Genomic DNA, 25594 nt, shown 5'->3' on the forward strand with positions numbered 1-25594 from the left:
CAACTTCTCCTTCAACTCGCAGCCACTCGTGCTCTTCAGAATAATACGTCGACATTCCTGTTCTCTCCTGACTTCAACGCTTGTAGTTTTGCAAAACAAACGGCAACGACACAATCTCAGATGGCTGAGGCGCAAACGTTGTTTTTGGCAGCAGTTGTATACCAGGATATACAACCAACAATTCCCCTTTAGGAAACTTTTCTCCGTCAGGCAACGGATTTGCCCGAAGGCAGCGCGTTGACTGCATGTTCAAGAACATGCAGCCCCGCGATCAGATCATGTTCGGACGTATCTTCTGAGAAGTCATGACTAATCCCGTTGATCGACGGCACGAACAGCATAGCAACCGGCATCAGGCGGGACACATTGGTTGCATCATGCAACGCGCCGGACGGCATGGAGCGCCAGCGGGATGGGGCAATTCTTTCCGCCCCCTGTTCCAGCGCCGCGCGGAGTTCCCGATCCATCGCCACGGGCTCCAGCCCCAGCAACGGCCCGTAGGTCACCGACATGTTCATCCGATCGGCGACCTCCTGCGCGGTCGTGCGGATGATCTGCTCCATCCGTTCCAGCCGGTCAGATGTACCGTCGCGCCATTGCATCGAGAAACGCGCAAGCCCCGGCACGATGGACGAGGCGTTGGGATGCAGATCGACATGGCCAATGGTCCAGACCGTTTCGGGCGCAACCACATTCCGGAACCGGTCGTTGATCAGCGAATTGAACAGGGACACTGCCTGAAACGCATCCCGACGCAGATGCATCGGTGTAGTGCCCGCATGATTCTGCTGTCCTTCAAAGGTGATTTTCATGTCGCGGATGCCAACGATGTCGGTCACGACACCGATCTGATCCCCGCTTGTGTCCAGCGCGGGTCCCTGTTCGATATGCATCTCGAGAAACCCGGTGAACTGATCGGGATCGACGAAGTCCTGAGCCAGACCACTCATCAAGGCACGGGCCTCGGAAAATGCCGTGCCTTCATGATCGGTGAGAGCATCCGCTGCGGACAAAGGCAGCGTTCCCGACCACACGGCAGACCCGGTGGTCACGCCAAACCGCCCTTCTTCATCCTGAAAGCTGACGACCGAAATCGCGCGATCCGTTGCGCGCGCCACTTCAAGTGCCGCGATGACGCCCAGCGCACCATCCAGCCAACCACCTTCTGGCTGGCTGTCGGAATGCGACCCCATCAGCCGCGACGGACCGGCGGCCAACCCAAACAGGTTTCCGACCGGATCGAAATGCGGGCGCAGTCCGGCGTCTTCCATCCGACCGGCCAGCCAGCGGCGCGCCGCGATATCCGCGTCGGAATAGGCGGGCCTGACCACGCCCTTCCCAACACCCGCCGCCCCAAATGAACGCAATTTGTGCAGATCGGCCAGAAACCGGTTTTCATCGACAGCCATGATTGCCCCCTTTGTGCCGATCAACCTTATGGGCTGCGCCTTGACCTGCAAGTCTTCCGCTGCATCAAATCCGCGATTTTTCACTCCGGGCGGGTGCAACACCTCTGGCCCCGGCAATGAAGCTGTCTTAAGACATGACGCCAAGAGGAACCACCATGTCACATATTACACTGGTTCGTCACGGACAGGCCAACACCTCTGCGCGTGATGAAAAAGACTATGACAAGCTCAGCGAGCTGGGCCATCAGCAGGCGCGGTGGCTTGGGGGGTACCTCAAGGAAACGCATACGCATCACACGCGGGCGTATTGTGGCACCCTGACCCGGCATGTGGAGACCGCTGCCAGTATGGGTCTCCTCAACCCGGTGCGCGACGCGCGGCTGAACGAGATTGAATATTTCACAATCGCAAAGCTGTTCGAGGAACAGCATGGCGTGGCCGTCCCAATCGACCGGGAAGGTTTTGTCGAACACCTGCCCCGAACCTTTGCGGCCTGGGCAAGCGGCGATATCCGCAACACACCAGAGACCTTCGCTGAATTCGAAGCCCGGGTTTCGGCGGCATTGCGGGATATCGGAACCGAGGGCGGCCCGGCCATCGTTGTCACCTCGGGCGGACTGATTTCCATGGTCGTGCGGCAGGCTATGGGGCTGGACATACCTTCCATGGCTCGCGTGGCTCTTGCCATCATGAACACGTCCATGCATCGTCTGCATCCGATCGGCCCGCAGCTCAGCACGGTTCTGTTCAATGCCGTGCCACATCTGGAAGCGCCCGACCGGCAGTTTGCCCAGACCCATCTGTAAGGAAACCGGAGGCCATCTGATGCAACTCTACTACGCGCCCCGCACGATTTCAGTCGCCGTCGCCATCGCGCTGGAGGAAGCGGGTTTGGAATACGAGGCCATACGTCTGGATTTTGCAGAAGCCGAGCAGACCAAACCGGCCTACAAGCAGATCAACCCCAAAGGACGCGTGCCGGCATTGGCCGTTGACGGCGGTATTCTGACCGAAACAGGCGCGCTGCTGGACTACATCGCGGCCAAAGCGCCCGAGGCCGGGCTGGTGCCTGACGACCCGGTCATGGCGGCCCGTATGCGCGAAGTGATGTACTATCTGGCCTCAACCATGCATGTGAACCACGCGCACAAGCTGCGCGGGCCGCGTTGGGCAGACAAGAAAGCCAGCTGGAAGGATATGAAGGACAAGGTACCGCAGACGATGACCGCATCCTGCGACTATATCTCGTCGAACGGTCTGCGCGGACCGTTTGTGCTGGGCGACGCGTTCTCGCTGGCTGATGCCTATCTTTATGTTGTCTGCAGCTGGCTTGAGGGCGACGGCGTGGACGTCTCGGCCTTTCCCAAGATTGTCGCCTTCCGCGAGGCGATGGAAGCACGCGCATCGGTTCAGGCGGTGCGCGCCACCGGAATGCTCTGACAAAAGGACAACGAATGACACATCTCTGGGTCCGGGCAGAACAGCGCCCGAACGAAGAACGGGTCGGCCTGACCCCCGAAGGCGCCGCCGCGCTGCTTGCCGCAGGCATCCGCGTAACGGTCGAGGAAAGCCATGTCCGTGCGATCCCGATCGACGGCTACAAGGACGCCGGGTGTGAGATCGCGGCCGAGAATTCATGGCCCGACGCCCCGCGTGACGCGATCATCTTCGGCCTCAAGGAACTGCCCGAGGATCGCACGCCTCTGCCGCATCGACACATCATGTTCGGCCACGCCTTTAAGGGCCAGCATTCTGGCCGCGCGCTGCTGGAGCGGTTCAAGACCGGTGGCGGCACGCTTTATGACCTGGAATATCTGGTCGACGAAAACGACCGCCGGGTTGCGGCTTTCGGGTACTGGGCCGGGTACGCAGGCGCGGCGGTGGCGCTGAAGACGTGGGCCGCACAGCAGCGCAATGAGGTATGTCCGCCCGTGGGTGTTTATCCCAGCAAAGATGCGCTGAACGCGGAGCTTCTGGCCGAACTGGACGCGACCGGCACCGACCGCCCCCGCGCCATTGTCATCGGTGCCTTGGGCCGCGTTGGCACGGGCGCGGCTGATCTGTGCGAAGCCATGGGCGTTACTGTTACCAAATGGGACATGGCCGAAACCGCCAGCGGCGGGCCCTTTCCGGAAATTCTCGACCATGACCTGTTCCTGAACTGCATCTTCGCCCGCCCCGGTACGCCCGTCTTCGTCCCGCGTGAGGCATTGACCGCAACTCGCAAGCTGACCGCCATCGGTGACGTGGCTTGCGACCCGGACAGCGACTACAACCCGGTTCCGGTCTATGACCGAGCCACCACCTGGGACGTCCCCGCCCTGCGCGTGGCAAGTGATCCGGTGATGGATGTGATGGCGATCGACAACCTGCCGTCGATGCTGCCGGTTGAAAGTTCCGAAGACTACGCGGCGCAACTGCTGCCCTCTCTGCTGACTCTGACCGATCTGGAAAGTGGTGTCTGGGGCCGGGCAGAAGCAACCTACAAAACACATATCGAAGGGATCTGAGCGATGACGATTCACTGGTGTGGCACCGGCCTATCGGCCATTCCCGGCCTGCGCCGCCTGTTCAAGGGCGGGCACAAGATCACTGTCTGGAACCGGACCATCGAAAAAGCCAAAGCCGAGGTCGGAGACCTGACGGATGACATCCGCGCCTTCGACATCGACGCAATTGGTGCGGTACTGGAAAAGGGCGACGTGATCGTGTCCATGCTGCCGGGCGACTGGCATGTGCCGCTGGCGGAGCTGTCGATTTCGAAAGGGGCGAATTTTGTCTCGTCGTCTTATATCGCGCCCGAAATGCGCGCGCTGGACGACAAGGCGCGCGAGGCCGGCGTGGCGCTGGTCAACGAGGTCGGTCTGGACCCGGGTATCGACCATCTCATGGCGCATGCACTGGTCGATGTGTACCGCGCCTCGGATGCGTTCGATCCGCAGAACCACCTGAGCTTCATCTCGTATTGCGGCGGCATCCCGAAGAACCCCAACCCGTTCCGGTACAAGTTCAGCTGGTCGCCGTTGGGTGTGCTCAAGGCGCTGCGCTCGCCCTCGAAATCGATCCGCGATTACGCCCCGCTGGATGTCGCACGCCCATGGGATGCTATCAGCAGCTATATCGCGCCGCTTCCAGCGCCGGAAAGCTTTGAGGTTTACCCGAACCGCGACTCGATCCCTTTCATGGCGCAGTATCACTTCGAGGATCACTGGCCGGTCAAGGAATTCGTCCGCGGTACTCTGCGTCTGAACGGCTGGGCGGACGCCTGGTCGGACGTGTTCCGCGAAATCGAAACCCTGACCGGACCGGACGGCGATGCGCGGCTGAAAGAGATGTCCGATCAGTTCTGGGAAGAAAACGCCTATGACGACGGCGAACCCGACCGCGTGGTTCTGTGCGTCGGCCTGAAGGCCGAAAAAGACGGGGCCGAGGTCTGGCACAAAACCTACGTCATGGACGCATGGGGCGATGAACGCGGCACTGCCATGGCCCGTCTGGTATCGATCCCGGTCTCATTGGCCGTCGAAGCCGTCCTGAACCGCGCCATTCCCGCTGGCGTTCACGCGGCGCCCAGCGATCCCAAGCTGGTGGGGGCGTGGATGGGCGAAATCGACACGCTGGCGCAGCATTTGCAGATTGTGGATCACACAAGCTGAGCTTTTTCTAAGCGCGCAAGAAGACAGCCACATCGGCGTGACGATGCGGCTGTTCCGACATCCCGCTTTCAGATGTAAAGCTGGATCGTTTCATCAAGGTCAGACCGATTGATTCCAAGCTCGGACAGCTGGTTATCGGACAGACGATTCAGCTCCTGAGCGGCTCGCACAATATCGGACCGAACAGCACGGATTTGCATGGCCCGGTCAAAAAGCAGCAATGCGCTGGCAATGGGGCGCTCCTGGTGTACTCCAATAGTATCTAACATCGTTTTGTTCCTTGAATTGCAGACAAAGATCGGTCCGTGCCGGGACGAACCAGCTTAGCGACGCAGTTCCAACGGGGACTGACCATAGACGCTTTGATAGGCGGATCGTGCGATCCGATGGCGCGGAATGCCGATGTCGTCCAATTGTCGGTCAGTCATTTTTTCCAGCGTTTGCATCGACTCAGCGACCTGCCGGCGACGCGCAAACTCATCTCTGAGCGCGCGATAATCTGAACTTAAACCGGCAAAGAAGCTGCGCTGCGGTCTGGCTGTGTGTACATGTGCCATCGCCTTCTCCTTCTCATCCGAACAACGTTTCTGGTCACAGTTCTGATAAAGGAGCGGAGTGTTAACGATGCCAAAACACCGGATTAATCCGAATTAATGTTCGGCTTGCGGGTATTCGAAATCCAAAGTTGGGATCAGACGACTCTGGCCCTGTTCGATGGTTCAGGCATATGGAGCCTACATCAGGTCATTCTCGACATCCTCGGCCGAAATCCCCAGCGCATCCAGCCCGTTTTCCAAATGGTCAGACAGGTGCGGCGTGCCAATCAGGTAGTCGGCACAGGGGGTCGAGGCCTCGGACTTTGCGGTTGCGATGGCTTCGGCCAGATCTTCGGCGAAAAAGCTCTCGCGGCCGATCCACATGATCGCCACCAGTTCGGCCTGCTCATCTTCACTCATGCGGTCGACGAAAGCGCGCAGCTCTGCTTCGGCACGCCCCAGCTCGCGCCCCATCATTGCCACCTGGGCAACCTTTCTGGCCGAAATTTCCAGCATGTCCCATCTCCTTGTGTTCGCGGGTTTCAGGCTATCACAATCACGACGCAACGGCCGCGTCTTTGATCTTACGCAAACGTCGCCTGGTCTGAGGGAATCTTACATGCGGGGGCGCGACACCGGCTGTTCTGGCACCGGTGCGGTTCGAAAGGGTCGGAACGTGGCCTTCTTGATCCACAGCTTCAAAGCCTGCCACAGGATCAAGGCAAATCCCCGGCGCGCCCCAAAGGGGCGACGGACAAGCGCCGAAAGGATGGAGCGGTTGGTCAACGGTGCCCGCAACCCGGTCAGGGTTGCCACCAATCCGCCATCCTTCCGGGAATAGTCGATCATGACGCCAACTCGGTCCGGTCGGAAGTCAAACCGGAAGCTGTACGTCCCTTCGATCTTCTGAAACGGAGAAACATGCATCTTCTTGTCCGCCACTATTCGATCTTCGGGCCGGATCGGCGACAGATCGGGCTTGTGACAAAGATAGCTGTGCCGCGTCCCATAGGTATTGGTCACTTCGGCGATCACCGCAAACAGTTGCGCCTCCGGGTCAAGGCAAAGCCAGAAGCTGACCGGGTTGAACACGTGCCCCAGTACGCGCGGTTGCGTCAGCAGCAAGATTCGAGACGGCGAGGGCAAGCCCGTCTCCTCAAGCCGACTGCGCAGCCAGTTCACGCCCTGCCCTTCACCCGGGCTGCCACCATGATCGCGGTCGCGCCAGTTCATCAGGTTGGCACGCCGAAACGAGAACAGATATGGTGTTTTCGGCAGGTTTTCGGGGTCGAACAGAATGAAATCGACCGAATACCGAAACGCGTTCTCAATCGCACCTTTCCGGCTGTGATAGGTGTGCCCCGCGATATGGTCGATTTTATTCATGCGGCTTCGGGTTCCTGTCAGTCTACCGATAATACAGTGTCTGCAAACTTAGTGCGCTGATTTCAGTTTTTTTACGGCCAGATAGGCAAATCGGATCAAAAAATGCAGGACTATATGATCCGGCTTTGGCGCTGCCACGTAATGTGGTTATGTTTACCGAGATCGACACCGCGACGCTTGACGATCCTGCGCCCCCAAGTGGCGCGGGCCAGCCTTGGGTCGCAAAGAAACGCATCAAGGGTAAACAATTGAACGGAACGCAAAAGAAGTGCGGTGTCAGGTCCGAATGGGTTGATCACGTAAAGCGCATCCGCGACGCGCAGGATCAGGCGGCTTTTGCCGAGCTGTTCCGGCATTTTGCTCCACGTATCAAGGCGTTCCTGATCAAGTCCGGTGCCGATGGCACCACCGCTGAAGAATGCGCGCAGGAGGTGATGGCAACGTTGTGGCACAAGGCGCATCTGTTCGATCCGACCCGCGCTACCGTGGCAACCTGGGTGTTCACGATTGCAAGGAACAAGCGGATCGACATCCTGCGCAAACAACGCCGCCCCGAACCCGAGGATCTGGGCTGGGGACCCGAAGCCGAACCGGATCAAACCGAGGTTGTTGCCCTGCAACAGGAAACCGACCAATTGCGGATTGCGATGAAGGCTCTGCCCGAAGCGCAGCGCCAACTGATCGAAAAAGCATATTTCGGCGATCTGAGTCACCGCGAAATCGCGTCGGAAACCGGATTGCCGCTGGGAACAATCAAATCACGAATTAGACTGGCGCTGGATCGTCTGCGCCATGCGATGAACTGAGAAAACGATGACAGACGCAATTAAACATCACCTGACCGACGACCTGCTGATGGCCTATGCAGCAGGTACGCTGCCCGAAGCATTCGATCTGATGGTCGCAACACATTTGTCACTGTGCGACCGCTGCCGGGCTGCGGCTGAAAGCTACAACATCATTGGTGGTGAGGTTTTGGAGGATCAGGCCGAGATGCCCACAATGAGCGAAGACTGTTTGGCGGCGACCATGGCCTTGATTTCTCAGGGCGCGCCAACGCCCAAGCCGGCACAGCCAGCCTGCTCCGTTCTGCCCGCGCCCTTGCAGGATTACGTCGGTGGCGATGTGAACGCGATCCGCTGGAGGCCGATTGGCATGGGCGTCAAGCAAGCGATCCTGCCGACGACACGCGAGTCAACGGCCCGGTTGCTGTTTATCCCTGCAGGGTCTGCCGTACCGGATCACAGCCACCATGGAACAGAACTGACCATGGTGTTGCAGGGCGCGTTTTCGGATGAGGTCGACCACTTTGCGCGTGGTGATGTCGAAATCGCCGATCAGGACCTGCATCACATGCCGGTGGCCGACATCTCGGCAGACTGCATCTGTCTGGCGGTGACGGACGCGCCCCTGAAATTCACCAAACTGATGCCGCGCCTGTTCCAGCCATTCCTGCGCATCTGACCCGCGCGATCAGGCCTGGGTTTTGCCCAAGGGCACAAAGTTGGCGTGATCGTCCGGGGACAGTTCCTCAAAATCGAAATTGTCCAGCCGTTGTGCCCGGCGTCCCGCCTTTTCGGCGCTTATCTTGATGTCCGAGATATCTTTGGCGGCCTGCCCGAAATGCCGGTCCAGATTGGCCACGCGATCGCCCAGCCTTTCGACATCCTTGTGCAGCATCCCCAACTCCCGGCGGATCGCGCCAGCCTGTTCGCGCATCCGGGCGTCCTTGAGGATCGCGCGCATCGTGTTCAGTGTTGCCATGCAGGTCGTGGGTGAAACGATCCAGACACGGGCCGCGAACCCTTCGCGGACCACTTCGGGCAGGCGCGCGTGCAATTCGGCATAGATGGCTTCGGACGGAACAAACATAAGCGCACCGTCGGCTGTTTCACCGTCCAGAATGTACTTCTCCGAAATAGTCCTGATGTGCACCTTCACCGCCGCACCAAAGGCCTTCAGGCATCTGTCCACTTCGGCTCGTGTCTGAGCAGCGGCCAGCGCTTCGAAATCTTCCAGCGGAAACTTTGCGTCAATCACGATGGGGCCGGGCGGGTTGGGCAGGTGGATCAGGCAATCCGCCCGTTTGCCGTTCGAAAGGGTGGCCTGCAAAGAATAGCTGTCGGTCGGCAGCGCCTTGGACACGATGTCGTTCAGCTGGATTTCCCCGAACATCCCGCGCCGCTGTTTGTTGGAAAGAATATCCTGCAAGGACAGCACATCCCCTGACAACTTGGTGATGTTGTCCTGCGCCTTGTCGATGGCGGCCAGCCTTTCCTGCAATTGGGTCAGCGAGGTCGCGGTCTGTTTCGACGACCCGTGCAGCGATTCCTTCATCCGTTCCTGCATCTCGGCCAGGGCGCGGGCCGACTTCATCGCGTTGTCCGCCAGCCGGTCGTTCATCTGCTGCTGGACCGAAGACAGGCGCGCCTCGACCGTCTGGATCACCTGAACCTGCGCATTGGCCTGCGTGTCCGACACGTGCTGCAGCCCTCCACGCAGCTGCTCCTGCCCTTGCCCCAACTGCTGCACATGCTGGCCCAGATGCGCCATCTGCCGCGCCAGCGGTTCCGCCATCCGGGCTGAGCGGTTGGCCGCCCGCAGCGACAGGAACAACAGCAGCAAGATCAGCGCAACCACTCCACCCACGATCAGGATCAATGGGTCGTTCAACGCGTATTGTGTACCTGTAATCTCGATCATGCTGCCTCGGGTGTTCTTGTTTTATTCCCCTTAGCCTGTATTGGGCACAGGATCAACTGCGCCCAAACAGGCGTTCGATATCGCTCAGCTTCAATTCGACATAGGTGGGCCGACCGTGGTTGCACTGGCCTGAGTGAGGCGTGGCTTCCATCTCGCGCAGCAGAGCATTCATTTCTTCGGCCCGCATCCGGCGGCCTGACCGAACGGAACCATGACAGGCCACCCGGCTGAGGATCGCCTCGATCCGCGCCTGTACCTTCTGGCTCTCGCCCTGATCGGTCAGCTCATCCAGGATATCCAGGGTCATCGCCCTGGCATCGACCTCACCCAGAATGGCCGGGGTTTCGCGAACGGCGATTGCGCCGCCCCCAAAGGGTTCGATCGTCAGGCCAAGGCGGGACAGATCTTCGGCCACCGCCATCAGACGCGAACAATCCCCTTCAGACATTTCAACGATTTCGGGGATCAGCAAGGCCTGCGCGGCAACGCCATTTGCGGCCATCTGGTTTTTCAGCTTTTCATAGACCAGCCGTTCATGCGCCGCGTGCTGATCAACGATCACCATGCCATCGGCGGTCTGGGCAATGATGTAGTTCTCATGCACCTGCCCGCGCGCCGCACCCAGCGGCAGGTCCTGTGCAGGCGGTTCTTCCACCGTCGCAATCGCAGACGCCAAGGGCGTCGCGTCAACGATGCTCCCGCTGTAGTCGTTTGCCAGTTCGGCAAAGCCTGGGGCCTGCGCCCGGTAGGCCGTCTGGCGCGCGGCTGGTGAAGGGCGGTCCATCTGATAGACCCGCGCCGGCGCCGATTGCGCCGGTTCCGGCCGCATCGCACCCAAAGTGGCATTGGCCACGGTCGAGGACGCCCGGTGCCCGGCATCAGCCAGCGCATGACGCAAGGCGGACACGATCAACCCGCGCGCCAGACCCGGGTCGCGGAACCGCACTTCGGATTTGGCGGGATGTACGTTCACATCCACAAGCGTCGGATCACAATCGATGAACAGGGCTGCTGCCGGATGGCGGTCTCGGCTGAGGAAATCGAAATAGGCTGCCCGCAACGCGCCGGTCAGCATCTTGTCGCGAACGGGTCGCCCGTTCACGAACAGGTACTGCGCCACCGCTGCCCCCCGGGAATAGGTCGGCAACGCGGCGTAACCGTAAAGCCGGATGCCCTCGCGCGTGGCATCGATCTGCAACGCGTTCTCGGCAAACTCGCGCCCGATCACGCGGGCCAGACGGGCGTGCAGGGCGTCAAACAGATCGCCGTTCTCGCGGCCGGCGCGGAAGGTCACGCGCCCCTCTCCCCCGCCTGAGACGTCGCGCAGGGCGAAAGTGATCGAGGGCTCGGCCATGGCCAGACGTTTGACCGTGTCGGTGATCGCCTGTGCCTCGGCCCGGTCAGTGCGCATGAACTTCAGGCGCGCGGGTGTGGCAAAGAACAAGTCGCGCAATTCGACCACGGTGCCTGCGCGCAGAGCCGCCGGCTTAACCGGCTCTATCTTCCCGCCCGACACATGGACCTGTGCCGCATCCGCCCCCGGCACGCGGCTTGTGATGGTCAGGCGGCCAACGGCACCCAACGACGGCAGCGCCTCACCCCGGAAGCCGAAGGTGTGGATGTTCAGCAGATCCGTCCCATCGATCTTTGACGTCGCATGGCGGGACAAGGCCAGCGGCAGATCCTCGGGCGCGATGCCGCAGCCATCGTCTGTGACTCGAATCAGCGTCTTGCCGCCATCGGCGATATCTATGGCGATCCGCGTCGCTCCCGCATCAATGGCGTTTTCGACCAGTTCCTTAACCGCCGAGGCAGGGCGCTCCACCACTTCACCTGCAGCGATACGATTAATAGCCGCGTCGTCAAGTTGACGGATTTTGGGGCGATTTTCGCCGATATTGGGGTATGCCTGCGCCATACCACCAGACCTAGCACAATCACGAGCGATTCTGCCACCGATTTGAAACCTGTATTTCGGGAAACGAGGGGGCGTTCGGACAATTGCATCGCGCCGGTCTGATAGCGGCGTCATGATCACAATTGCCCGAACGTTCTTTGGTGAGTGGTGGTCGTTCGAAGTTCAATTGACCCGTCCCTAGCACGGGACCTGATGAATTTCGCGTTAACTCTGAATGCGCATTCACTTGGGCAGGTTTTGGCCGAGACGTTGCGTCAACGGTTGGCGGGAAAGCGCCGCTTCAGGCAGCCGCAGGCGCCCCGGCACGGGTCCGGCACGGGCCGAATACGGCGGCCAACGCGAGTATCAGACCCGACATGGTCGCAATCATCCCTGCCGCGCTGACCGCATCCGCACCGCCCAGCCACAGTGGCCCGTACCCGGCCAGTATGTAGCCGGAAACGGCGGACAGTACGGCGAAGAGAACACTCCATGCGATCTGGGTTTCCAGCCGGTTTGTCATCATCCGCGCCGCGGCAGGCGGGCAGATGAACATCGCGATCACGATGATTGACCCTACCGCGTCAAACGCCGCAACCGCTGCGACCGCCGCCACGATCACAAGCGCCATACCCAAGGCACCCGTTCGTATGCCCATCGTGCGCGCGAACCCTTCGTCGAAGGTCGAGATCTTGAGCGGTCGCCAGAACAGCCAGGTGAACAGAACCACACCGGCCAGCGTCAGGGCGATGCGCGGCAGTTCCGGCGGCAGGCCCGCCAGCGCCGCGGCGTCCAGCAGCGAGGCCCAGCCCGTGGCGTCCAACCAGATCAGGCTTTCCAAGTTTCCGTAAAGCGCATGCTCGACGTCCAGATGCACGGTCGAGGTGTCGGTCTGTTCCAGCAAAAGCACACCAGCGGCGAACATGGTGGTGAAGACCACGCCCATCGCTGCGCCGGGTTCAATCTGACCAAGACGCCGGATCGCCTCGATCATCACAACGGCGACAACGGCAGCACCCGCTGCGCCCAGCATCATCGGCCAGGTCGAAATCGCTCCGGTCAGCAGAAAGGCCACAACGATACCGGGCAGCACGACATGGCTGATGGCATCCCCGATCAGCGCCTGCTTGCGCAGCACCAGAAAGTTACCGGGCAGAGCGCATGCAATCGCCGCAAACGTTCCGATCAGCAATGGCGTCAGGGATAAGGGAACGAATTCTTCACCGCTCATGGCATGACCTCCTGCGGGCCACCGATGCGGCGGTCGATTTCAGTGATCTGATCGCGGGTCAGTACAGATTCGATGTCGCGCAACCCGTCATACAATGCCGCTGTTGCCTCGTGCGCCTGATCGGCGCGCACGATCTCCCACCTTTTTTCATCACGCAGGGCTTTGGCGGCGCGCGCCTTGCCCGCCTCAGTCGCCACGCCATCGGCACGCACAAGCCCGGCCCGGCGCAGCAACCGCAAGGTCAACGGCTCGTATATCTTCTGCCCCTGCGCCATTGCCAGCAAACCCTGACGGATATGAACGCGACGCTGGAACCTCAGGTGGCGCAAAATCGCGGCCAGAACGCCGCGAACCGGCGCAAAAAGCAGCGACAGGGCAAAAAAGCCAAAGCTGACCAGCACGATGATCGGCCCCGTCGGCAGATTGGGGGCCGAGGCTGAAATCCCAGCACCCAGATACCCAGCCATCCCACCGGTCAACCCGGCCAGCAGGACGACGCGGTCCGACCGGTCGGACCAGAACCGCGCAGTCACGGGCGGGATGATCAGCAGGGCGACGATCAGGATCAGCCCAACGATTTTCAGGCCCACAACCGTGACGGCCATGACCAGCCCCATCATGGCCAGATCGACCCGGTGCACCGGCACTCCTCGGGCGGCCGCGTATTCCGGGTCAAAGGCCACCATCATCATGGGGCGGCGAATAATCATCACCAGCAGCAGCGTAACCGCCCCGCCCATGGCGATGATCAGTGCGTCAGCCCAAAGCATCCCTGCGGTCGAGCCCAGCAGGAACCCCTCCAACCCGGCCTGACGGCCTACACCCATGGTCTGGATCACGGTCAGCAGAACGATCCCCATCCCGAAGAACACGGACAGGACGGCGCCGATGGCGGCATCCTCGGCCAGACGGGTGTGCCGGGTCAGCCAGTTCATGCACAGCAGACCCACCCAGGCAGATACAGCCGACCCCGCCAGCAGGCCAATCAGATTGCGCCCGTCGCCGCCCAGCGCAACCAGCACCATGAAGGCCAGGCACACGCCCGGAAGGGTCGCATGGCTGATCGCATCGCTTACCAACGCGCGTTTGCGCAGAAACAAGAAGGTTCCAGCCACACCGGCAGACACGCCCAGCAAGCTTGCACCTATGGCGACCAGCGTGGCGTTATAGCCAAGCTGCAGGGTCAGGGCGTCCCAAAGCATGATTTACCCCAGCGCGCGGGAAATCTGGTCGATCTGTGCGGTTGCCAGACGACCTCCATAGGCGGATTGCAGGGTTTCGGCCGTAAAGGCCTGCGCCACGGGGCCTTCGGCAACCTTACGGGTGTTGATCAGGAAGACATGGTCGAAATAGTCGGTGACGGTGGCCAGATCATGATGCACGACCACGACGGTCTTGCCGGCTTCTTTCAGTGATTTCAGAACCGCGATGATGGCTTTTTCGGTAGCTGCGTCGACACCGGCAAAGGGTTCGTCCAGAAGATACAGATCGGCATCCTGCGCCAGCGCGCGGGCCAGGAACACACGTTGCTGCTGCCCGCCGGACAATTGGCCAATCTGACGATCGGCGAAATCGCGCATCCCGACGCGGTGCAGGCAGTCCATCGCCCGCGACATATGCCGCGCACGTACGCGGCCCAGCAGCCCAAGTTCGCGCGACAGCCCCATCAGCACCACATCAATCACGCGGGTCGGGAAATCCCAATCCACGCTGGCGCGCTGCGGCACATAGGCAATACGAGCGCGCTGTTTCTCCAGCGGCTGACCATAGACCGTGACTTGCCCCGACAAAGGCGACACGATCCCCAGAGCCGCCTTGAGAAGGGTCGACTTACCAGCGCCGTTCGGCCCGATAATCGCCGTCATCGCCACCGGTTGGACTGTCATGTCCACCGAAAACACCGCCGGTTTCTGACCATAGGAAACGGTCAGCCCGCGAATGGCCAGCGGGCTGTCTCCGGCGCTTTGGTCGGTCACTGAAACACCCTGATTTGCGGCCAGTTCAAGCATCGCCTCAGAACCCCGCCGACAATTTGCCGTTCATGCCGCGTGCAGGCACATCAGCCCCAAGCGCGCCGGCAATAACCGTAATGTTGTGATCCAGCATGCCGATATAGGTACCCTCATACGTGCCCGGTTCGCCCATGGCATCTGAATACAGCTCGCCACCAACGCCCACTTCATGGCCTTTCGCTGCGGCGCCTTCAATCAGTGCACGCATCGAGCGGTCGGAGACCGAGCTTTCCACAAAAACTGCGGTCAATTGCTTCTCGACCAGCGCATCCACCAGCTCTCCGATCCGGTTCAGACCAGCCTCGGACTGGGTCGAGATGCCTTGAATACCCATCACTTCATAGCCGTACTCGGCCCCGAAATAGCCAAAAGCATCATGCGCGGTGACAAGTACACGGTTGTTTTCCGGAACAGACGCCAGGGCCTGACCGGCATAGGCTTCAAGCTGTTCGAGTTCGGTCAGATGCGCCTGTGCGTTGGCGGCAAAGATGCCCGCTGCTTCGGGGCGCGCCTCGGTCAGCGCCTCCTGCACTTCGATCACAACATCACGCCACAGGGCCGGGCTCATCCACACATGCGGGTCGTATTTGTCGGCATAATCGTCATGCGCCCGCAGCTTGGATTTGTCGACTCCTTCGGCAACGGCAACGACGGTGCGCTTGCGGCCAAGGTCATGAAAGAAATCTTCCATTTGCGCTTCAAGGTACAGACCGTGCCATAGAATAAGATCGGCGCGGGTCATCGCAACGATGTCGCTGCGAGTCTGGCGATATGCATGCGGGTCGACGCCGGGGCCCATAAGACCCTTAACCTCGACCTGATCACCCCCGACCTGACGGGCGGCATCGGCGATCATGCCGGTAGTGGCGACCACCTTCAGCGGCGCTTCGGCCAAGGCGGACAAAGGCAGAATGGCGACCACGGCCAGTACTGCAAGAAAGCTGCGACGAATCATATTCAGCCCCAAAATGGCATCCTCTTGAGAATGAATATGCGAACCATTCGCAACTAAGTCAATGCTATTGCGAATTACTCGCAAGAAAACGCCTGTTTTTGTCCAAATGGTCAAAAAATTTGTGCTGAGAGCAGCCGAACACCTTCCCTTTCACCTCGTCCCGTGCGATTTTGGCGCAAACCTCCCAAAGGACGTGATGATGGATACGCAGAGCTCAGAAAGCCCCGTGCGCACCGCGCATCTGCCGCAAGTGACAGAACCCAGAAACCCCGGCATGGAACTGGACATGGACTGGGTGCGCGCCGTTCAGGCCAACACCTCGGCGATCGAGCGCCGCGCGGCGACGCTGCCCGGCCGCCGTTCAGTCAAAAAGGAATATCAGGCGGCCTGGCTGCTCAAGGCGATTACCATGATCGACCTGACGACCCTGTCCGGCGACGACACCGTCGGACGCGTGCGTCGCCTGTGCGCCAAAGCCCGGCAGCCTGTGGCGCCTTCGGTTCTGCAAGCGCTGGATATGCCGCCGATCACCACAGGGGCGGTTTGTGTCTATCACGACATGATCGAAACTGCCGTGGACGCGCTGAAAGGAACGGGCATTCCGGTTGCGGCTGTCTCGACTGGTTTTCCGGCGGGTTTGTCACCCTTCCACCTGCGCGTGGCCGAGATTGAAGAAAGCGTGAAGGCTGGTGCCGAAGAGATCGACATCGTGATCTCGCGCCGTCACGTGCTGTCGGGCGACTGGCAGGCGCTGTACGAGGAAATGAAGGCCTTCCGCGTGGCTTGTGGCGATGCACATGTCAAAGCAATCCTTGCAACCGGAGAACTGGGCAGCCTGCGCAATGTCGCGCGCGCCTCGCTGGTCTGCATGATGGCCGGGGCGGACTTCATCAAGACCTCGACCGGGAAAGAAAGCGTCAACGCCACTTTACCCGTGTCGCTGGTGATGATCCGCGCGATCCGTGACTACTATGACCGCACCGGCTATCGGGTTGGCTACAAGCCTGCGGGCGGAATTTCGAAGGCCAAAGATGCGCTGGTGTACCTGTCGCTGATCAAGGATGAGCTGGGGGACCGCTGGCTGGAACCCGATCTGTTTCGCTTTGGCGCGTCATCGTTGCTGGGCGATATCGAACGGCAGTTGGAACACTATGTCACCGGGGCCTACTCGGCTGGTTACAGACATTCTATGGGCTGAGCCCCGTTTTGAAGTCTGGACAGTGAGTATTTGGGAAAAGATGAAGTCATGACAGTCAAAGAGATATTCGAAACCATGGACTATGGCCCCGCCCCCGAAAGCGCTGCCGAGGCGCTGGCCTGGCTGGTCGATCAGGGCGACAAGTTCGGTCACTATATCGATGGCGCCTTCACCAAGCCCGGCAAGGGCTTTGACAGCCGCAATCCAGCCACCGGAGAAGTGCTGGCCAGGCTGACGCAGGCCAAACAGGCAGACGTGGACGCCGCTGTTGCTGCCGCACGCGCGGCGCAGCCGAAATGGGAGAAACTGGGTGGCGCTGGACGTGCGCGGTATCTCTATGCCATTGCACGGCTTTTGCAGAAACATTCGCGCCTGTTTGCGGTTCTGGAGAGCCTGGACAACGGAAAGCCGATCCGCGAGTCGCGCGATATCGATATCCCTCTGGCGCAGCGGCATTTCTATTACCACGCGGGCATGGCGCAGCTGATGGAGAGCGAATTGCCCGGTGCCGAGGCGTTGGGGGTTTGCGGCCAGATCATTCCGTGGAACTTTCCCCTGCTGATGCTGGCGTGGAAAATCGCTCCGGCGCTGGCGATGGGGAATACGGTGGTTCTGAAGCCAGCCGAATACACCTCGCTGACTGCGCTGCTATTTGCCGATATCTGCTCGCAGGCGGGCCTGCCTAAAGGGGTGGTCAACATTGTAACCGGTGATGGTGCAGTGGGCGAGATGATCGTGGCGTCGGACGTTGACAAGATCGCCTTTACCGGCTCGACCGTCGTTGGCCGCCGGATCCGGGAAGCGACAGCTGGATCGGGCAAGGAACTGACGTTGGAACTGGGCGGAAAGTCCGCCTACATCGTGTTTGACGACGCCGATATCGACAGCGCCATCGAAGGTCTGGTTGACGCGATCTGGTTCAATCAGGGTCAGGTCTGCTGTGCGGGATCGCGCCTTTTGGTGCAGGAAGGCATTGCCGACCGCTTCCACGACAAGCTGCGCGCACGCATGGACGGTTTGCGCGTCGGCAATCCGCTGGACAAATGCATCGACGTGGGAGCCGTTGTGGACCCGGTTCAGTTGCAAACCATCAAGGGCATGGTCGAAAGCAACACGGCTGGTCATGTGCATCAGGCCGCTTGCGAGCTGCCCGCGAACGGCTGCTACTATCCTCCGACGCTGATCTCGGGGCTGGAGACGTCCGATCCGCTGATGCAGGAAGAGATCTTTGGTCCCGTGCTGGTGTCCTCGACCTTCCGCACGCCGGAAGAGGCGGTCGAACTGGCCAACAACACCCGCTACGGGCTGGCCGCGACTGTGTGGACCGAGAATGTGAACCTCGCGCTGGACATCGCTCCCAAGCTGGTCGCGGGTGTGGTCTGGGTGAATGCCACCAACCTGTTCGACGCCGCCGCAGGCTTTGGCGGCGTGCGCGAAAGCGGCTTTGGCCGTGAAGGCGGCTGGGAAGGTCTGGCGGCCTATACCAAACCCAAGGGCAAGGCCAAGCCACTGGCGAAGGTCGAAGCAACGACGGGCGAAGGCGCACCGGTCGACCCCATCGACCGCACCGCCAAGATGTATGTCGGCGGCAAGCAGGCGCGGCCCGATGGGGGTTATTCGAAACCGGTCTGGGGCAAATCCGGCCTGCTGGGTCATGTCGGCCTTGCCAACCGCAAAGACGTTCGCAATGCGGTTGAAGCTGCAGCGGGGGCCAAAGGCTGGTCAAAGACCACCGGCCATCTGCGCGCGCAAATCCTGTATTATATCGGTGAGAACCTCTCGGCCCGTGCTGATGAGTTCGCCGCTCGTATCGACGCCATGACCGGAAAGAAGGACGGCGCCAAAGAGGTTGAATCATCAATCCAGCGCCTGTTCACTGCCGCTGCCTGGGCCGACAAGTATGACGGTCAGGTGCACGGCGTTCCGATCCGCGGCGTGGCGATTGCCATGAAGGAACCCGTTGGCGTGATCGGTGCGCTCTGTGCGGATGAGACACCTTTGCTGGGTCTGGTCTCTGTAATGGCTCCGGCGATTGCGATGGGCAACCGCACGGTTCTGCTGGCCTCGGAGCCTTATCCTTTGGCGGCAACCGATTTCTACCAGATCCTCGAAACCTCGGACGTGCCCGCTGGTGTGGTCAACATCCTGACCGGCAGCCACGCGGAACTAGCGAAACCGCTGGCCTCGCATCTGAACGTCGATGCGGTCTGGTCGTTCTCTTCCACCGACCTGTCGAAAGAGATCGAGGTGGTCTCGGCCGGGAACCTGAAACGGACCTGGGTCAATAACGCGACGGCATTTGACTGGAGCATGGACCATTCCCGCCGCTTCCTGCAGGCTGCCACGGAAGTGAAGAACATCTGGGTGCCTTACGGCGAGTAGGGCTCCCGCATCTCGGGAGGCCTACATGGACTTTTCAGGAAAGACCGTCATCGTCATCGGCGGAACCAGCGGTATCAACCGGGGCATTGCCGAGGCCTTTGCGGCCTCGGGTGCCAAACTGGCCGTTGCCAGCCGGTCGCAGGAGAAGGTCGATGATACGGTTGCCGCACTGAAAGCTGCGGGCGCACAGGATGCCGTCGGTGCGGCGTTTGACGTGCGTGACCCTGAGGCTGTGGCTGAGGGCCTCAAGCAATTCCACGGGGCATTTGGAGATTTCGACGTTCTGGTGTCGGGCGCGGCGGGCAATTTCCCCGCCTTGGCGGCCGAGATGTCGGTCAATGCGTTCAAGACCGTGATCGATATTGATCTGATGGGCACGATCCACGTGATGAAGGGGGCCTATCCTTACCTCAAGCGCCCCGGGGCCAGCATCATCAACATCTCGGCCCCGCAATCCTATCTGCCTTACGAAGGTCAGGCCCACGTCTGTGCCGCCAAGGCAGGCGTTGATCAGATTACCCGCACATTGTCGATGGAATGGGGTGTCGAGGGCATCCGCGTGAACTCGGTCGTGCCCGGATTCATCGAGGGCACAGAAGGGGCCAGACGTCTGGCCCCCACCGAAAACGCCCACGAAGAGCTTCGCAAGGACGTGCCCTTGGGCCGCTGGGGACAGCCGAAGGATGTGGCCAATGCCTGTCTGTTCCTCGGCTCTGACCTGGCCAGCTATATCAGCGGCACGGTTCTGGCCGTTGACGGAGCACTTTACCAGCGTGGTTCGGGTAAGTTCGGACAGATGATGGGTGAGATGTTGCGGAGTATGAAAAAGGGCTGAACATTGCTCAGCCCCTGATCATCAGTTTGTCGTTTCCAGACCGACCGGCTTGCCCACGACGGTAAAGTGCAGGCCTTCGGGGTCCAGCAGTTCGGATGCCACACGGTTCACATCCTCAAGCGTCACGGCATTCACCTTATCGTTGCGGGTGGCGATATAATCGATGGGCAGGCCTTCCATCTGCATCCCGACCATGATCCCGGCAATCTGGCCATTGCCGTCAAAGCGCAGCGGATAGGCACCGGTCAGGTAGGTCTTGGCATCATCCAGTTCCTTCTGAGTCACGCCTTCGGACGCGGCGCGCGCCCATTCATCTCGGATCACCTCGACCGCTTCTGCGATCCTGTCATTGGCCGATGACACCGACCCCAGATAGACCGAGGCCAGATCCTTGGGCACAAGATAGGTTCCGACACCGTAGGTCAGGCCCCGCTTTTCGCGAACTTCCTGCATCAGGCGGCTTTCGAACCCGCCGCCACCCAGAATGTGGTTCAGAATAAAGGCGGGAAAGAAATCCGGATCGTCACGGTCAATCCCCTTCTGGGCAAACAGGGCGACCGATTGCGGGGTATCGAAATCAACGACGCTGATGCCGCCCGTGATTGAAACCTGCGCCTTGTCCGGGATCGGTTTGCCGGTTTCGGGCAGATCGGCCAGCAGCTTGTCCAGCAGCGCACCCAGGTCTTCTGCCGATATGTCGCCGACGGCCCCGACATACAGCCGGTCCCGGGCAAAGACGTTGTCGTAGGCCGCAACGATGTCGTCGCGCGTCAGGGCGGAAACGCTTTCGATCGTTCCTTTGCCCTCGGACCCGTAGGGATGGTCCCCATAGGCCATACGGGCAAAGCTCCGGCCAGCTATGTCGTTGGGATCGGTCTCATCCGACCGCAAACCGGACAGTACCTGAGCGCGAACCCGGTCAATCGCGTCCTGATCGAAGCGGGGCTCATGAATCGTGGTGCGCAGCAGATCGATCACTTCATCCCGGTTTTCGGTCAGAAACCGCGCCGAAATCGAAACCGTGTCATCGCTGGCGTTGTAGGTGAATGAGGCCGCAAGCGATTCCAGTTCTCGCGCGTAGGACCGCGCGTCCATGTCGCCCGCGCCTTCCTCAATCAGGCCGCTCATCAGATAGACCGCGCCACGCTTGTCCGGGTCATCCAGCGAGGTGCCGCCGCGAAACCGCAACTCTAACGCGGTGAAAGGGATCGACGGGTCCTCGACCAGCCAGGCCTTGATGCCGCCGGGCGAGGTGACTTCCTGAATCTCGATCTCGGCCCATGCGGGCATCGCAATGACCAAGGCGATCAGGGTTGCGAATATCCGTTTCATTGCGTCACCTCATCGTCACGCATCAGCCATCCGGTGACAGACGCTTCGGGCTGCAGCACCTCGCGCGCGGCCGCGATGATCTCTTCCCCGGTCACGGCCTGCAGAATGTCGGGCCAGGCCTGCACATCCTCGATCGTCAGGCCGGTGGTCAGCGCGCGGCCATAGCGGTTGCCGATCCCGTCGACATTGTCGCGCGCATAGGTTTGGGCGGCACGCAGCTGCATCTTGATCCGGTCAAGATCCTCTGCGTTCACACCTTCGGCAATGAAGTCCGCAACCGCCTGATCCATCGCATCCTCAGCCTCTTGCAGCGAGACGCCCTCGGCCGGGACGACCACCATATCGAAGGTCGTGTCATCCAGCGATACGCCCCGATAGAACGCGCCTGCATAGACGGCCATCTGCTTCTCGAACTGCAGTCTTTCATTAAGGTACGAGGTGGTGCCGCCGCCCAGCAATTCGGCCAGCAAATACAGCGCTGCGGCCTTTTCTTGCGCGCCGGCGTCACGTTCCGGCGCCAGATAACTGCGCTGCAGGTAGGGCTGCGCCACGCGCGGATCCTTGAAGGTCAGGCGTCGTTCGGCGGTTTGCGGCGGTTCCTGCGAGCGGACCCGTTCAGGCAGGTCCGGGTTGGCCGGGATCACGCCATAGTATTTTTCGGCCAGAACGCGGACCTCCTCCGGGTCGACGTCACCCGTGACCACCAAAATCGCGTTGTTGGGCGAATAGTGTATCCGATAGAAGGAAAGCGCATCGTCCAGATCCAACTCCTCCATCTCGTGCTTCCAGCCGATGATCGGCACACCATACCGGTGGTTGAGATACTGCGCCGCGCTCATCTGCTCGCCGAAGAGGGCACGAGGGTTGTTTTCGGTGCGCTGGTTGCGTTCCTCAAGGATCACATCGCGTTCGGTTTCGATATCGGCTTCGGTCAGGCGGATGTTGCGCATCCGGTCCGATTCCATCTGCATCATCAGTTCCAGCCGGTCGGCGGCGACGCGCTGGAAATAGGCGGTGTAATCATACGACGTGAACGCGTTGTCATTGCCGCCATTGGCCGCCACGGTGGCCGAGAACTCTCCGGCCTCTAGCGTGTCAGTGGCCTTGAACAAAAGGTGTTCCAAGAAATGCGCCACACCGGACGCGCCGATGGGCTCGTCCGCCGAACCGGCCCGATACCAGACCATATGCTGTACGACCGGGGCGCGATGATCCTCGACCACCACGACATCCATGCCGTTATCCAGTGTAAAAGTCGTGACTGCCTCCTGCCCGTCTTCGGCCAGAAGCGGGGTCGCGGTCATCAGGGCGGCAAACAACGCCAGTGCCCGAACCATGCGGCATCCTCCGTTTGGTTTATGCGTTTCAAACTACGGTGGCGCCGCGCGGGTTCAAGGGCGATGACGGAAAGTTAAGAATTATTCATCGGCAGGCGGGGCCGAGGGAGTCTCAATCCCTGCCGCGCGGGCTGCTTCGTTTTGTGCATTCGCGTTGATCGCCTGCCGCTCGTAAACCTGCTCATAGCGGTCAACCGGGAACAGTTTCAGACCAGTCCAGCGGCCACGGCGCTTGCGGAAATCGGCATCTTCCTGCGCCACGACCTGCCGCGTATTGGCCGGAACGCCGTAACGGCTGGAGGCGGTGACCAGTGCCGCATCCGAAGACGGAATGCTGGTATTCGAGTTCAGCGCCGCCGCACTGCCCCCCAGCGCCACGACAGCATCCGCCTTGGGCGTCGGATCAACCAGATTGCCGCCGCCCGGTGTGGGGGCCGGCAGGAAGCTGTAATCCTTGGGTGCTGTCAGCGGCTTGACCGGCTGCACCGAAAATTCGTCCGGACCCGGTCCGGGTGGCTGAAGATCGCGCAGACCACGTTTGGAACAGCCCGCCACGGCAACGGCAAGTGTCAGTGCAAGTATGGCAAGCGGCATCCGCATTTGTGTCTCCAGCCTGTTTGAGGCGCTTTTATCGCATATCGTCCGGCGCGTCACGAGGGCTTTTTGCCATCAAACAGAACAAGTCCCAGCGCTCCGGCAAAAATGAACACATCGGCCAGGTTGAAGACAAACGGGTTATCGATGCCACAACAGGACATGTTCAGGAAGTCCAGGACATAGCCATAGAGAACCCGGTCCACCACATTTCCAAGCGCCCCGCCAATCAGCAAGCCGCCGCAAATCTGCATCAGCTTCGACGGGGTCGTCCGCATCAACCAGATCAGAACGGCCGTGCAGATCACGACCGATATGCCAATCAGAAACCAGCGGGCTGCGTCCGTGTTCCCCTGAAACAGGCCAAAGTTAATCCCGCGATTCTCGCCGTACTTGAACACAAGCAGCGGCGGCAACACGTCGACACCCCCGGGCCTTTCGGCCACGCGCATCACGTGAACGACCAGATATTTACTGATCTGGTCGATCAACAGCGCCGCCAGCGCGGCCCAGAGCAGCAGGCGATAACGCATCAGTGACGGAAATGGCGCATGCCGGTGAAGACCATTGCAAGGCCTGCCTCGTCCGCCGCAGCGATCACCTCGTCATCGCGCATCGAACCGCCCGGCTGGATCACGCAGGTCGCGCCAGCTTCGGCGGCCTCCATCAGCCCGTCAGGGAAGGGGAAGAACGCATCGGACGCCACGGCCGAGCCAATGGTCAGCGGTTGCGGCAAGCCAAGCGCATCGGCCATGCGTTCGGCCTTCTTGGCGGCAATCATGGCAGAGTCCAAACGGCTCATCTGGCCCGCGCCCACGCCCACGGTCGCACCGTCTTTGACGTAGACGATGGCGTTGGATTTGACGTGCTTGGCGACTTTCCAGGCAAACAGCAGGTCGCGCATCTGCTCTTCGGTCGGGGCCTTTTTGGTGACAACCTTCAGGTCATCCATTCCGATGAACCCATTGTCCTTGTCCTGCACCAGCAGGCCACCGGCCACCTGTCGCACGGTTTTGCCACCAGTGGTCACATCCGGCAGGCCTTCGGTGGTCAGCAGACGCAGGTTTTTCTTGGCCGCGAAGATCGCCCTGGCCTCGTCCGACGCGCCGGGGGCGATCACGACTTCGGTGAAAATCCCGGTGATTTCCTGTGCGGTTTCCGCGTCGAGCGGCTGGTTCAGTGCCACGATCCCACCAAAGGCCGAAGTCCGGTCGCAGTCGAAGGCTGACTTATACGCTTCCAGCAAGGTCGTGCCTGTGGCTACGCCGCAAGGGTTGGCATGCTTAATGATCGCACAGGCCGCACCTTTTGCAGGATCGAACTCGGCCACCAATTCAAAAGCCGCGTCTGTGTCGTTGATGTTGTTGTAGCTCAGTTCCTTGCCCTGGTGCTGAACGGCGGTCGCCACACCCGGACGGTTGGTTCCATCAGTGTAGAATGCCGCCTGTTGATGGCCGTTCTCACCATAGCGCAGGGTCTGTTTCAGCTCACCCGCAAAAGATCGGCGCTTGGGCGCTTCAAGCTGCAATGCGTCGGCCATCCAATTCGAAACTGCGGTGTCGTACGCCGCGGTGCGGGCGTAAGCCTTTTGCGCAAGCCACTGACGGAAACCATAGGAAGTCTTGCCGTAGTTTTCTTCCAGTTGATCCAACAGTGAGGAATAATCCTCGACATCCACGACCACGTTCACGAAGGCGTGGTTCTTGGAGGCCGCGCGGATCATCGCAGGTCCGCCGATATCGATATTTTCGATACACTCGTCGTAGCCCGCGCCTTTGGCCACTGTCGCCTCGAACGGGTAGAGGTTCACCACCAGCAGGTCGATTGGACCGATGCCGTGTTCTTCCATCGCAGCAACGTGGGTGTCGTTGTCGCGTAGCGCGAGCAGCCCGCCATGCACCATCGGATGCAGGGTTTTCACACGGCCATCCATCATCTCGGGGAAGCCTGTGATGTCACTGACGTCCTTCACCTCAAGCCCTGCCTCGCGCAGCGCCTTGGCGGTGCCGCCGGTCGACAACAACTCGACCCCTCGCTCGGCCAGCGCCTTTCCCAGCTCGATCAGCCCGGTCTTGTCGGAAACGGAAAGCAACGCGCGGCGCACGGGGTGAAGGTCGGTCATGGGTCCAAA

The 25594-nt window shown here is 60.6% G+C and carries 26 protein-coding genes; 10 read left to right on the forward strand and 16 right to left on the reverse strand.

All coding sequences use genetic code 11. The features are described 5' to 3' along the window. Positions 1–192, forward strand: a 192-nt coding sequence (locus tag ACR0JW_RS18065) for a hypothetical protein (RefSeq protein ID WP_480441028.1), incomplete at its 5' end; no start/stop codon positions are given. A gap of 14 nt (positions 193–206) precedes the next feature. On the opposite strand, the gene ACR0JW_RS18070 is transcribed toward ACR0JW_RS18065, so the two are convergent. Continuing rightward, positions 207–1409: a Zn-dependent hydrolase gene (locus tag ACR0JW_RS18070; RefSeq protein WP_480714267.1), complete on the reverse strand. Its 1203-nt coding sequence runs from the start codon at positions 1407–1409 to the stop codon at positions 207–209. 155 nt (positions 1410–1564) lie between these two features. Here ACR0JW_RS18070 and ACR0JW_RS18075 point away from each other — a divergent pair, with 155 nt between their 5' ends. The 4 genes from ACR0JW_RS18075 to ACR0JW_RS18090 are packed head-to-tail and all read left to right on the forward strand — an operon-like array spanning position 1565 to position 5065. Beyond that, a complete protein-coding gene (locus ACR0JW_RS18075; RefSeq protein WP_170679797.1) occupies positions 1565–2215 on the forward strand; it encodes a histidine phosphatase family protein in 651 nt (216 codons plus the stop codon). Between the two features lie 19 nt (positions 2216–2234). Then, positions 2235–2849 (forward strand): glutathione S-transferase family protein, encoded by a 615-nt coding sequence (locus ACR0JW_RS18080; protein ID WP_170679800.1) that lies wholly within the window; start codon positions 2235–2237, stop codon positions 2847–2849. A gap of 14 nt (positions 2850–2863) precedes the next feature. Then, positions 2864–3919: a saccharopine dehydrogenase gene (locus ACR0JW_RS18085; RefSeq protein WP_170679803.1), complete on the forward strand. Its 1056-nt coding sequence runs from the start codon at positions 2864–2866 to the stop codon at positions 3917–3919. Positions 3920–3922: 3 nt separating this feature from the next. Next, entirely contained in the window at positions 3923–5065 is a 1143-nt protein-coding gene (locus ACR0JW_RS18090; protein ID WP_480714268.1) for a saccharopine dehydrogenase family protein, read from the forward strand. A 68-nt stretch (positions 5066–5133) separates the two neighbouring features. On the opposite strand, the gene ACR0JW_RS18095 is transcribed toward ACR0JW_RS18090, so the two are convergent. The 4 genes from ACR0JW_RS18095 to ACR0JW_RS18110 form a co-directional block, all read right to left on the reverse strand. Beyond that, positions 5134–5334, reverse strand: a complete 201-nt coding sequence (locus tag ACR0JW_RS18095; protein WP_170613123.1) for a DUF1127 domain-containing protein — start codon at positions 5332–5334, stop codon at positions 5134–5136. A 54-nt stretch (positions 5335–5388) separates the two neighbouring features. After that, the gene (locus ACR0JW_RS18100; protein ID WP_170679806.1) at positions 5389–5622 is read right to left on the reverse strand and encodes a YjiS-like domain-containing protein; all 234 of its coding nucleotides are present in this window, start codon (positions 5620–5622) and stop codon (positions 5389–5391) included. A 177-nt stretch (positions 5623–5799) separates the two neighbouring features. Beyond that, the gene (locus tag ACR0JW_RS18105) at positions 5800–6117 is read right to left on the reverse strand and encodes a DUF3775 domain-containing protein (protein ID WP_170613119.1); all 318 of its coding nucleotides are present in this window, start codon (positions 6115–6117) and stop codon (positions 5800–5802) included. A 99-nt stretch (positions 6118–6216) separates the two neighbouring features. Continuing rightward, complete coding sequence (locus ACR0JW_RS18110; RefSeq protein WP_170679807.1) at positions 6217–6987, reverse strand: DUF1365 domain-containing protein; 771 nt, start codon at positions 6985–6987, stop codon at positions 6217–6219. A 149-nt stretch (positions 6988–7136) separates the two neighbouring features. Here ACR0JW_RS18110 and ACR0JW_RS18115 point away from each other — a divergent pair, with 149 nt between their 5' ends. Beyond that, positions 7137–7793: a sigma-70 family RNA polymerase sigma factor gene (locus tag ACR0JW_RS18115; protein WP_170680285.1), complete on the forward strand. Its 657-nt coding sequence runs from the start codon at positions 7137–7139 to the stop codon at positions 7791–7793. Positions 7794–7800: 7 nt separating this feature from the next. Beyond that, a complete protein-coding gene (locus tag ACR0JW_RS18120) occupies positions 7801–8451 on the forward strand; it encodes a ChrR family anti-sigma-E factor (protein WP_170679810.1) in 651 nt (216 codons plus the stop codon). A gap of 9 nt (positions 8452–8460) precedes the next feature. Here ACR0JW_RS18120 and ACR0JW_RS18125 read toward each other — a convergent pair whose 3' ends face one another. The 6 genes from ACR0JW_RS18125 to ACR0JW_RS18150 form a co-directional block, all read right to left on the reverse strand. Further along, entirely contained in the window at positions 8461–9690 is a 1230-nt protein-coding gene (locus ACR0JW_RS18125) for a DNA recombination protein RmuC (protein WP_480714269.1), read from the reverse strand. 52 nt (positions 9691–9742) lie between these two features. Continuing rightward, the gene (gene mutL, locus ACR0JW_RS18130) at positions 9743–11608 is read right to left on the reverse strand and encodes a DNA mismatch repair endonuclease MutL (protein WP_170679815.1); all 1866 of its coding nucleotides are present in this window, start codon (positions 11606–11608) and stop codon (positions 9743–9745) included. A 280-nt stretch (positions 11609–11888) separates the two neighbouring features. After that, positions 11889–12818, reverse strand: a complete 930-nt coding sequence (locus ACR0JW_RS18135) for a metal ABC transporter permease (protein WP_170679817.1) — start codon at positions 12816–12818, stop codon at positions 11889–11891. After that, positions 12815–14020, reverse strand: a complete 1206-nt coding sequence (locus ACR0JW_RS18140; protein WP_170679819.1) for a metal ABC transporter permease — start codon at positions 14018–14020, stop codon at positions 12815–12817. The genes ACR0JW_RS18135 and ACR0JW_RS18140 overlap by 4 nt, the downstream gene beginning before the upstream one ends. A gap of 3 nt (positions 14021–14023) precedes the next feature. Next, on the reverse strand, positions 14024–14827 hold the full coding sequence (locus tag ACR0JW_RS18145) for a metal ABC transporter ATP-binding protein (RefSeq protein ID WP_170679821.1): 804 nt from the start codon (positions 14825–14827) through the stop codon (positions 14024–14026). Positions 14828–14831: 4 nt separating this feature from the next. Beyond that, positions 14832–15785: a metal ABC transporter solute-binding protein, Zn/Mn family gene (locus ACR0JW_RS18150; RefSeq protein ID WP_170679823.1), complete on the reverse strand. Its 954-nt coding sequence runs from the start codon at positions 15783–15785 to the stop codon at positions 14832–14834. A gap of 199 nt (positions 15786–15984) precedes the next feature. On the opposite strand from ACR0JW_RS18150, the gene deoC reads away from it, so the two are divergent. The 3 genes from deoC to ACR0JW_RS18165 are packed head-to-tail and all read left to right on the forward strand — an operon-like array spanning position 15985 to position 20200. Continuing rightward, positions 15985–16983, forward strand: a complete 999-nt coding sequence (gene deoC, locus ACR0JW_RS18155; protein WP_170680287.1) for a deoxyribose-phosphate aldolase — start codon at positions 15985–15987, stop codon at positions 16981–16983. Positions 16984–17031: 48 nt separating this feature from the next. After that, positions 17032–19365 carry an aldehyde dehydrogenase family protein gene (locus ACR0JW_RS18160; RefSeq protein ID WP_170679826.1) on the forward strand — a complete coding sequence of 778 codons (2334 nt, stop codon included), beginning with the start codon at positions 17032–17034 and terminating at the stop codon, positions 19363–19365. Between the two features lie 25 nt (positions 19366–19390). Further along, a complete protein-coding gene (locus ACR0JW_RS18165; RefSeq protein WP_170679829.1) occupies positions 19391–20200 on the forward strand; it encodes an SDR family oxidoreductase in 810 nt (269 codons plus the stop codon). Positions 20201–20221: 21 nt separating this feature from the next. On the opposite strand, the gene ACR0JW_RS18170 is transcribed toward ACR0JW_RS18165, so the two are convergent. From ACR0JW_RS18170 to purH, 5 genes are all read right to left on the reverse strand, one after another. Beyond that, positions 20222–21532 (reverse strand): M16 family metallopeptidase, encoded by a 1311-nt coding sequence (locus ACR0JW_RS18170; protein ID WP_170679831.1) that lies wholly within the window; start codon positions 21530–21532, stop codon positions 20222–20224. After that, a complete protein-coding gene (locus ACR0JW_RS18175) occupies positions 21529–22869 on the reverse strand; it encodes a M16 family metallopeptidase (RefSeq protein ID WP_170679840.1) in 1341 nt (446 codons plus the stop codon). Before ACR0JW_RS18175 ends, ACR0JW_RS18170 begins: the two co-directional genes overlap by 4 nt. 81 nt (positions 22870–22950) lie before the next feature. Beyond that, positions 22951–23469 (reverse strand): DUF3035 domain-containing protein, encoded by a 519-nt coding sequence (locus ACR0JW_RS18180; protein WP_480714270.1) that lies wholly within the window; start codon positions 23467–23469, stop codon positions 22951–22953. Positions 23470–23519: 50 nt separating this feature from the next. Further along, positions 23520–23996 carry a signal peptidase II gene (lspA, locus tag ACR0JW_RS18185; RefSeq protein ID WP_170679842.1) on the reverse strand — a complete coding sequence of 159 codons (477 nt, stop codon included), beginning with the start codon at positions 23994–23996 and terminating at the stop codon, positions 23520–23522. After that, entirely contained in the window at positions 23996–25585 is a 1590-nt protein-coding gene (gene purH, locus ACR0JW_RS18190; RefSeq protein WP_170679844.1) for a bifunctional phosphoribosylaminoimidazolecarboxamide formyltransferase/IMP cyclohydrolase, read from the reverse strand. Before purH ends, lspA begins: the two co-directional genes overlap by 1 nt. Positions 25586–25594: the final 9 nt, after the last annotated feature.

It is taken from the genome of Ruegeria sp. BG6 (assembly GCF_056538465.1).